Genomic DNA, 1,606 nt, shown 5'->3' with positions numbered 1-1,606 from the left:
CCGCAGGTGGTGTTTGAGATTTTGTCGCCGAGCAACACGCTGACCGAGTTGCTGGACAAGAGTTTGTTTTACGAGCGTTATGGGGTTCAGGAGTATTATGTGTATGACCCTGACGGCGGTGGATTGTACGGTTTTGTGCGTGATGAGTCGGGTCACTTGCGTAGGGTATCGGAGATGCAGGGTTGGGTCAGTCCGTTGTTGGGGGTGCGTTTTGCGTTGGAGGGCGGGGAGTTAGTGGTGGTGCGTCCTGATGGGGCGCGTTTTGTGGGGTATGAGGAGTTGGCGGCGGCGTTGGAGCAGGAGCGCGCGCGTGCGGAGCGGCTTGCACAACGGCTGCGCGAACTGGGCATAGACCCCGAATAGAGAGGTGCAACGAACGATGGCGCTCACGCAAGCAGGAACCAAGCCCGCTGTGGAGTATCCCTCCACCGACGGCGAACCGATGGCGCAAAACACCAAACAGTACCGCTACATCACCACCATCCAAGGCGGACTCGCCGCGATGTTCCGAGACCGCCCCGATGTGTTCGTCGCAGGCGACCTGTTCTGGTACCCCATCGAGGGCGACAACAAAACCCGCGTCGCCCCCGATGTGATGGTGGTGTTCGGGCGCCCCAAAGGCGACCGCGACTCGTACCGCCAGTGGGAAGAAGACAATATTCCCCCGCAGGTGGTGTTTGAGATTTTGTCGCCCAGCAACACGCTGACCGAGTTGCTGGATAAGAGCTTGTTTTATGCGAATCACGGAGTGCAGGAGTATTACATCTATGACCCTGACGGTGGCGGGTTGTACGGTTTTGTGCGGGACGAGTCGGGGCACTTGCGTCGTGTGGCGGAGATGCAGGGTTGGGTCAGTCCGTTGTTGGGGGTGCGTTTTGAGTTGGAGGGTGGGGAGTTGGTGGTGGTGCGTCCTGATGGGGAGCGTTTTGTGGGGTATGAGGAGTTGGTTGCGGCGTTGGAGCAGGAGCGGTTGCTGCGTGAGCAGGAGCGTGCGCGAGCCGAGCAGGAGCATCAGCGTGCGGAGCAGGAACGCCTGCTGCGCGAGCAAGAGCAGCAACGCGCCGAGCGACTGGCGCAGAAACTGCGCGAACTGGGCGTTGAGCCAGAGTGATACCAATCAGGAGACAGGCATACCCAACGCTACGCGCAATTCCGTTCACAACGGACGCCAGTAGATATCGCGCGTCTCAATAATCGTGAACGGGTCGTGGCACTGGATAGCGATTCGTCCCGACCGAAAGTCGCGATTGCGCGTGTCCACCACCTTCTGCCCGTTCACAAAGATTTGGATGTGGTCGCCCTTGGCGCGGATACGCATCGAGAACCAGTCGCCGTCGCGTGTGAGCAGGCGGCTCGCCATCACACGGTTGTAGAGCGACCCTGTGATGTAGTCGCGCCCCGCGTGATTGAACACCTGCGCCTCGTAGCCGACGGGCCAGTTGCTTGGGTTTTCGGGGTTGGGCTGTGCGCGGAAGTAAATCCCGTTGTTGGGGCGCATCGGGCTGTCATCCTTGAAGGGACGGATGCGAATCATCGCGCGCAGCTCGAAGTCGGTGAAGGTCTGCTCCGTGAACAGGTGTCCCATGCCCGCCTCGCCGACAATCGC

Annotated in this window: 3 protein-coding genes; 2 read left to right on the top strand and 1 reads right to left on the bottom strand. The window is 60.3% G+C overall.

From position 1 onward, the window contains the following. Together NW834_RS13645 and NW834_RS13640 are read left to right on the top strand one after the other, a co-directional pair. On the top strand, nt 1-363 hold a 363-nt coding region (locus NW834_RS13645; protein ID WP_414426360.1), incomplete at its 5' end, for a Uma2 family endonuclease. A gap of 16 nt (nt 364-379) precedes the next feature. After that, on the top strand, nt 380-1,111 hold the full coding sequence (locus tag NW834_RS13640; RefSeq protein WP_414426359.1) for a Uma2 family endonuclease: 732 nt from the start codon (nt 380-382) through the stop codon (nt 1,109-1,111). 45 nt (nt 1,112-1,156) lie between these two features. On the opposite strand, the gene NW834_RS13635 is transcribed toward NW834_RS13640, so the two are convergent. Further along, the coding region (locus tag NW834_RS13635; protein WP_414426358.1) for a DUF1080 domain-containing protein at nt 1,157-1,606 on the bottom strand (450 nt) is incomplete at its 5' end.

The sequence above is a fragment of the Synechococcus sp. R60.1 genome (genome assembly GCF_047461835.1).
GTDB lineage: Bacteria > Cyanobacteriota > Cyanobacteriia > Thermostichales > Thermostichaceae > Thermostichus.
The sequence above is the reverse complement of the archived record's forward strand: the minus strand, read 5'-3'. Positions and strand labels throughout refer to the sequence as shown.